Genomic DNA, 7,471 nt, shown 5'->3' with positions numbered 1-7,471 from the left:
GACGAATGCCGAGTGCTCGAGCTTGACGCTGGCAGTGCCTTTGTCGAGGTCGATGTCCTGGATCTTGAACAGGCCCCAGCCACGTTGCGACAGGCGCTTCATGTAGTGCTCGAACACCGCAACGCCTTCCAGGCCGTGGCATTCAGCTTCTTTTTCACACCAGTGCCAGGCGGACTTGTAGCCAGCCTTGTAGAGGATCTCGGCATAGGCGTCAGCGCCCAGCACTTCCTCGATGCCCATGTGGTTGTTGACGAAGAAGTGACGCGGTACATACAGCATCGGCAGGGCGTCAGAGGTCCAGACACCGGTTTCGCTGTCGACTTCGATTGGCAGTTGTGGGGCGATCTTGGCCATGCGTAAAACTCCAGAATTCGTTGTATTGAGGCGATATGTAGCAGCTGCCGAGGCACGAGGCTGCGTTGGGCTGCGAAGCGGCCCCCCGAGGGCGGTCCTGCGGACCGCAACGCAGCCTCGTACCTCGGCAGCTGCTACAGGGATAGTTGGTTGAAAATGGTGTTATTCACCCCAAACGTCTTTCAGGACGTTGACCCAGTTTTCGCCCATGATCTTGCGCACGACGCGCTCGGAATGGCCGCGCTTGAGCAGCGTTTCGGTCAGGTTCGGGAACTCGCCCACGGTGCGGATGCCCAGCGGGTTGATGATCTTGCCGAAGCTGGTCAGACGGCGGGCGTAGCCCTTGTCATGGGTCAGGTATTCGAAGAAGTCCTGGCCATGGCCCTGGGTGAAGTCGGTGCCGATGCCGATGGCGTCTTCGCCAACGATGTTCATGGTGTATTCGATGGCTTCGGCGTAATCGTCGATGGTCGAATCGATACCCTTGGCCAGGAACGGCGCGAACATGGTCACGCCGACGAAACCGCCGTGATCGGCGATGAACTTCAATTCTTCATCGGACTTGTTGCGCGGGTGCACTTTCAGACCCGACGGCAGGCAATGGGAGTAGCACACCGGCTTCTTGGATTCGAGGATGACTTCTTCGGAAGTCTTCGAGCCGACGTGGGACAGGTCGCACATGACGCCGACGCGGTTCATCTCGGCAACGATTTCACGACCGAAACCCGACAGGCCGCCATCGCGCTCGTAGCAACCGGTACCGACCAGGTTCTGGGTGTTGTAGCACATCGAGTGACGGGGCAGCCGGGTGCAAAAACGACAGGGGAATTGCCGAAAGCGTCAATACGCGACAAAGGGTCTCACCGCAGGCCCTTTGCCCTCCTGTTCTTTCCCGAATAGTTGGGCCAGAATTCGCCGCATCACTGGATGCATTACTGGAACAAGGGGCGGCAACGCAATGAAATCGATCTTCCTGGCTTTGGCACTGATAGCGACCGGCGTACAGGCGGCAGAAGAAGCCGACAAAAACCCGTGCGATGCGGTCGAAAACGACGTCCAGACCCTGGAATGTTCGACCTATAGCAAAAACACCGCCGAACAACTGCTCAAGGACAATTTCCAGGGGTTGCTGGATCGGATGAAAACCCAATATGCGAACAACAAGGCGCAGTTGGCAGACATCACCGGCAAACTCCAGACTGCCGAGCAGCTCTGGATGAAATCGCGGGATGCCGATTGCGCGATTGCAGCGTTCCCCGCAGCGGTGGGCAGCAAGACCTACACCATGGACCTGAACGATTGCCTGGCGAGCAAGAGCGACGAACGGTCGGAGTTTCTGGAATCGATCGGCCAGCAGTAAGCGCGGTTCTACGGCCCGGCTACAGCCCCATCATCTCAAGGCGTGTCCATGAAAATCTGCGGTATCGAAATCAAAGGCAGCGAAGCGATCATCGCCGTTGCCTCCCTCGACAATCAGGTGCTGACTCATGTCGCACTGAGCACCAAAAAGATCGCCCTCGACGACGATGACRAAGCCGCCAACGTCAAAGCCTTCGCCGCGCAGGTCGGCGCCTTTGTTCGTGACAACGGCATTCAGCGCATCGCAATCAAGAAGCGCAGCAAAAAAGGCGAATTCGCCGGAGGCCCGACCACCTTCAAGATCGAAGGGGTTTTCCAGTTGCTGGACAACTGCGACGTCACCCTGCTCTCACCGCAGACCATCAATGCACAGAACAAGAAGTTCGACTTTGCCCTGCCGACGACGCTGAACAAGTATCAGCATGAGGCATACAAGGCGGCATGTTCCGGGTTGATGAAGAAGTAGGCTTACTGAGCCTTCTGGGCGCGATAGTGCTTGAGCCAGTCGGCAAACGACTTGTCCTCAAGCGCGTAAGCGCCGCGATTCGATTTCCAGACCAGTTCCTTTTCACGCAAGGCATCGATGCACGCCTGGATGGTCTGTGTGCCCGGCACCACCTCACTGCCCATCGCTTCCAGTGCTTTTGTCACCGCAACCAACGTCGCGTCGGTGAAGGGTGCAAAAGGTTCGTTGCTCTGCGAACGCTCGACCATGACTTGCAATACTGCACGCTGTGCAACGGTCAGGGCGTTCCAGGCGCTTTCAAACTCAGTCCACACGCCGGCACGCAACAATTCGGCGCTGCTTCGTAGCAATTGGCTCAGATTGCTTGCTTCGCCCAGTTCCAGGGCTACCTCACCAATAATGGTCCGGAGCATTTCAGGACGGCGCCCCACTAATTCGAAAGCCTCGTCGATGTCTTCAGCGACAAACTGGTTGGTCTGCGCCAAATGGGCATTCAAATGAACGGTGTAGGCTTGGGTGAACGCTTTGCTCAATAGAGGGAACGGAGTAATGCTGGAACCGTAGAAAGGCTGGTTTCGGCTCAGCACAAGGTGAGCCAGTTTGTCGCGATTGGAGCCGGTGAACACCAGACGCAAACCACTGGAATCGCCTTCACGCCCTTGATTCAGCTGGTCCCGAGCGGCCTTGAGCCCAAACATGGCGTTGACTCCCGCGTCAGTGCTCAACGCATGCTGTGCTTCGTCGATCACCAGCACAACAGTCTTGCCAGCAGCGTTGTGCAGCAGTTCCAGGGCTTGAGTCAGCGTCGCGCCTTCGGGCAATTGTGGCTTGCTGAAATCCCAGGACAGCGTACGCAGAAAACTGAGTTTTTCGACGCCCATCGACTTGGCCAGTTTTCGAATGCCCTTCTCATACGGCACCAATGCCCCCGCAATTGCGGTGGCAATCAGGTCAGCAGGATCTTTTTCCCTGTTAGCCCAGAGATCAACGTAGACCGTCAACCAACCTCGGGATTCACATTCCGGTATCAGGTCTTCGCGCAGGAAGGTGCTTTTCCCTGTACGCCGTGGCGCGGCCAGGAACAGGCCAGAGGTGTAGTCCTGGATTCCGGTCCCCATCAAGCCATCGGCAATATTTTGAGCCAGGCTGGGGCGACGAAATACAAAACCGGTGTTTTTCGACATGGCTTTATACTCAATTATTGAAACTACTATAATTTATAGTGTCGAGTATAAATCACTGTAAATGCCTGTCAAACCACCTCCCGCCCATCCCCCAATCGCCGTCGATCCTCGCGCGGGCAGCGGGCAAACCGGGTCCGATAACTGCGGGTGAAATACGACGGCGATTCAAACCCGCAGGCGATGCTCACTTCCAGCACGCTCATGTCGGTCTGGCGCAGCAGCTGCCGGGCTTTTTCCAGTCTTAGCCCCAGGTAGAAATTGCTCGGCGTGTCGTTGAGGTGCAAGCGGAACAGCCGCTCAAGCTGACGTCGCGTCACCTTGATCGAGTCCGCCAGTTCCAGCGTGCTGAGCGGCGGCTCGCTGTGTTGTTCCATCTCGCCAATGACGTGCACCAGTTTCTTGTTGCTGATGCCATAGCGCGTGGCGATCTGCATGCGTTGGTGGTCTTTGCGCGGGCGGATGCGCCCGAGCACGAACTGCTCGCTGACCTGGATCGCCAACTCGGGGCCGTGAGCCTGGGCGATCAGGTCAAGCATCAGGTCGATAGAGGCTGTGYCACCGGCGGAGGTGATGCGGCGCCGGTCGATCTCGAACAGCTCCTGGGTCACGCTGAGCTGTGGATAAGACTCCTTGAACGCATCGATGGCTTCCCAGTGCAGGGTCACGCGGTGGCCGTCGAGCAGCCCCGCTTCGGCGAGGACAAAACTGCCGGTGTCGATGCCACCCAAGGTCACGCCATCGTGATCCAGGCGACGCAGCCAGTGCTCCAGTGTCGGGTTGACGAACTTCAATGGCTCGAACCCCGCGACCACCAGCAAGGTCGCGCCCTTTTTCAGTGGTTCCAGCGCCGCATCGGCGTTGAGCGACATGCCGTTGCTGGCCAATACCGGACCGCCGTCGGCGCTCAGCACATGCCAGCGGTACAACTCGCCGCGAAAGCGGTTGGCCACCCGCAACGGTTCGATCGCCGAGATGAAACCGATGGCCGAGAAACCCGGCATCAACAGAAAGTAGAAATCCTGGGACATGGAACGCACTCGGATGGCGGGCAGCGTGTGGACGTTGATACGCCACTTGCAAGCGACAGACAAGAGCACAGGTCGCTGCAGTGCAAGAGCTGGTCGCCGCTGTGCGTTTTCTGCAGGGTTCAGCTGCGTAACGTGACATCACCGGCGCACAGAGACGCCGGACCCCACAATAACGACCTGCCGAGGATCCCACCATGAAACGACTGATCAGCAGCTGCGTTCTCGCACTCAGTAGTACCGCTTTCTTGAGTTCCGGCGCAATGGCTGCCGACCCCGCCGCCTGCCAGAACGTGCGCATGGGCGTGGTGAACTGGACCGACGTGATCGCCACCAGCGCCATGACCCAGGTCCTGCTCGATGGCCTCGGCTACAAGACCAAACAAACCAGTGCTTCCCAGCAAATCATCTTTGCCGGCATCCGCGACCAGCGCCTGGACATGTTCCTCGGCTACTGGAATCCGCTGATGACCCAGACCATCACTCCGTTTGTCGCCGGCAAGCAGGTGACCGTCCTGAGCGAACCGAGCCTCAAGGATGCCCGTGCCACCCTGGCCGTGCCGACCTACCTCGCCGACAAGGGCCTGAAAACCTTCGCCGATATCGCCAAGTTCGAAAAAGAACTGGGCGGCAAGATCTACGGCATCGAGCCGGGTTCGGGCGCCAACACCCAGATCAAGGAAATGATCGCCAAGAACCAGTTCGGCCTGGGCAAATTCCAGCTGGTCGAATCCAGTGAGGCCGGCATGCTCGCGGCAGTCGATCGCGCCGTACGACGCAACGAAGCCGTGGTGTTCTTCGGCTGGGCGCCGCACCCGATGAACGTCAACGTGAAAATGACCTACCTCACCGGCAGCCAGGACGCCCTGGGCCCGAATGAAGGCTCGGCCACCGTCTGGACCGTGACCGCCCCGAACTACGCCAGCCAGTGCCCGAACGTCAGCCGCTTGCTGAGCAACCTGACGTTCACCGCCGAAGACGAGAGCCGGATGATGCAACCGCTGCTCGATCACAAGGACGCGTTCGAATCAGCCAAGCAATGGCTCAAGGATCACCCGCAAGACAAGCAGCGCTGGCTTGAAGGCGTGACCACCTTCGACGGCAAACCGGCTGCCGAGAACCTGCAACTGAGCAGTCAATAAACCCGAATGAATCCCCTCTTCGCAGCCGGTTTCGGCTGCGAGCGGGCCCGCTACGCCCAAAAATCATGTCTGAAGGAAACCGCACCATGAACCACGACGTCATCATCACCTGCGCACTCACCGGTGCTGGCGACACGACCGCCAAGAGCCCACACGTGCCGGTCACCCCAAAACAGATCGCGGCCGCGGCCGTGGAAGCCGCCAAAGCCGGCGCCACCGTGGTCCACTGYCACGTGCGCAACCCTGAAACCGGCAAGTTCAGCCGCGATGTGGCGCTGTACCGTGAAGTGATGGAGCGCATCCGCGAAGCGGACGTCGACATCATCGTCAACCTGACGGCTGGCATGGGCGGCGACCTGGAAATCGGCGCTGGCGAGAACCCGATGGAGTTCGGCCCGAACACCGACCTGGTTGGCCCGCTGACCCGTCTGGCTCACGTCGAAGAGCTGCTGCCGGAAATCTGCACACTCGACTGCGGCACCCTGAACTTCGGCGACGGCGACACCATTTACGTCTCCACCCCGGCCCAGCTACGCGCTGGCGCCAAACGCATTCAAGAGCTGGGCGTAAAAGCCGAGCTGGAAATCTTCGACACCGGTCACCTGTGGTTTGCCAAACAGTTGATCAAGGAAGGCCTGCTCGACGACCCGCTGTTCCAGCTGTGCCTGGGCATCCCATGGGGCGCACCGGCTGACACCACCACCATGAAAGCCATGGTCGACAACCTGCCGGCCAATGCGGTCTGGGCCGGGTTTGGCATCGGTCGCAYGCAAATGCCGATGGCGGCTCAAGCGGTGCTGCTGGGCGGCAACGTGCGGGTCGGGCTGGAAGACAACATCTGGCTGGATCGCGGCGTACTGGCGACCAACGGCCAACTGGTCGAACGTGCCAGCGAAATCCTCAGCCGCCTCGGCGCCCGCGTTCTGACCCCAGCCGAAGGCCGGGCGAAGATGGGCCTGACCAAGCGCGGTTAAACCACACCACACCTATTTCCCCCCGTGGGAGTGAGCCTGCTCGCGATGGCGTCAGTACATCCAACGCATATCTGCGGCAGGAATACCGCCATCGCGAGCAGGCTCGCTCCCACACAGGATCACCAAATCTTCCAGGAATTCACCATGAGCTTTATCACCGAAATCAAAACATTCGCCGCACTGGGCAGTGGTGTCATCGGCAGCGGCTGGGTATCCCGCGCCCTCGCCCATGGTCTTGATGTGGTGGCCTGGGACCCGGCGCCTGGCGCCGAAGCCGCGCTGCGCAAACGTGTCGCCAATGCCTGGGGTGCGCTGGAAAAACAAGGCCTGGCACCCGGCGCATCACAGGATCGCCTGCGCTTTGTCGCAACCATCGAAGAATGCGTGCGCGATGCCGACTTCATCCAGGAAAGCGCCCMGGAACGCTTTGAACTGAAGCTCGAACTGCACAGCAAAATCAGTGCAGCGGCCAAGCCCAATGCACTGATCGGCTCCAGCACTTCAGGGCTGTTGCCGAGCGAGTTCTACGAGGGCTCGACCCACCCGGAACGTTGCGTGGTCGGCCATCCGTTCAACCCGGTTTATCTGTTGCCACTGGTGGAAGTGGTCGGCGGCAAGAACACGGCACCGGAAGCGGTGCAGGCAGCCATGAAGGTGTACGAATCGCTGGGCATGCGCCCGCTGCATGTGCGCAAGGAAGTACCAGGCTTTATCGCTGACCGTCTGCTCGAAGCACTGTGGCGCGAGGCACTGCACCTGGTCAACGACGGCGTGGCAACCACCGGCGAAATCGACGATGCAATCCGTTTTGGCGCGGGGTTGCGCTGGTCGTTCATGGGTACGTTCCTGACCTACACCCTGGCCGGTGGCGATGCTGGTATGCGGCACTTCATGGCACAGTTCGGTCCGGCGCTGCAACTGCCGTGGACTTACCTGCCCGCACCGGAACTGACCGACAAGCTGATCG

Annotated in this window: 8 protein-coding genes and 1 pseudogene; 5 read left to right on the top strand and 4 right to left on the bottom strand. The window is 59.7% G+C overall.

All coding sequences use genetic code 11. From position 1 onward, the window contains the following. Positions 1 to 354 (bottom strand): DUF5943 domain-containing protein (locus AC1DH9_RS18915; protein ID WP_477808575.1); only part of this gene is annotated, 354 nt, incomplete at its 3' end. Between the two features lie 162 nt (positions 355 to 516). After that, positions 517 to 1,143: pseudogene (locus AC1DH9_RS18910) on the bottom strand (membrane dipeptidase); the annotation flags it as partial. Positions 1,144 to 1,312: 169 nt separating this feature from the next. On the opposite strand from AC1DH9_RS18910, the gene AC1DH9_RS18905 reads away from it, so the two are divergent. Both AC1DH9_RS18905 and AC1DH9_RS18900 read left to right on the top strand, forming a co-directional pair. Continuing rightward, entirely contained in the window at positions 1,313 to 1,714 is a 402-nt protein-coding gene (locus AC1DH9_RS18905; RefSeq protein WP_019694004.1) for a lysozyme inhibitor LprI family protein, read from the top strand. 48 nt (positions 1,715 to 1,762) lie between these two features. After that, complete coding sequence (locus tag AC1DH9_RS18900) at positions 1,763 to 2,179, top strand: DUF3010 family protein (protein ID WP_477808574.1); 417 nt, start codon at positions 1,763 to 1,765, stop codon at positions 2,177 to 2,179. A gap of 2 nt (positions 2,180 to 2,181) precedes the next feature. On the opposite strand, the gene AC1DH9_RS18895 is transcribed toward AC1DH9_RS18900, so the two are convergent. Then, positions 2,182 to 3,363: an ATP-binding protein gene (locus AC1DH9_RS18895; RefSeq protein WP_427545099.1), complete on the bottom strand. Its 1,182-nt coding sequence runs from the start codon at positions 3,361 to 3,363 to the stop codon at positions 2,182 to 2,184. A 68-nt stretch (positions 3,364 to 3,431) separates the two neighbouring features. Then, entirely contained in the window at positions 3,432 to 4,391 is a 960-nt protein-coding gene (locus AC1DH9_RS18890; RefSeq protein WP_477808573.1) for a GlxA family transcriptional regulator, read from the bottom strand. Positions 4,392 to 4,585: 194 nt separating this feature from the next. Between AC1DH9_RS18890 and choX the strand changes: the two genes are divergently transcribed. The 3 genes from choX to AC1DH9_RS18875 all read left to right on the top strand — a co-directional run. Continuing rightward, positions 4,586 to 5,530, top strand: coding sequence for a choline ABC transporter substrate-binding protein (choX, locus tag AC1DH9_RS18885; protein ID WP_477806077.1), 945 nt, complete (start codon positions 4,586 to 4,588; stop codon positions 5,528 to 5,530). An 86-nt stretch (positions 5,531 to 5,616) separates the two neighbouring features. Continuing rightward, positions 5,617 to 6,504 carry a 3-dehydrocarnitine:acetyl-CoA trimethylamine transferase CdhC gene (cdhC, locus tag AC1DH9_RS18880; RefSeq protein WP_477808572.1) on the top strand — a complete coding sequence of 296 codons (888 nt, stop codon included), beginning with the start codon at positions 5,617 to 5,619 and terminating at the stop codon, positions 6,502 to 6,504. Between the two features lie 144 nt (positions 6,505 to 6,648). Next, on the top strand, positions 6,649 to 7,471 hold an 823-nt coding region (locus tag AC1DH9_RS18875; protein WP_477808571.1), incomplete at its 3' end, for an L-carnitine dehydrogenase.

This window comes from Pseudomonas sp. 05T35, assembly GCF_056396605.1.
Note: the sequence above shows the minus strand (reverse complement) of the source record. Positions and strands in the feature narration are given on the sequence as shown.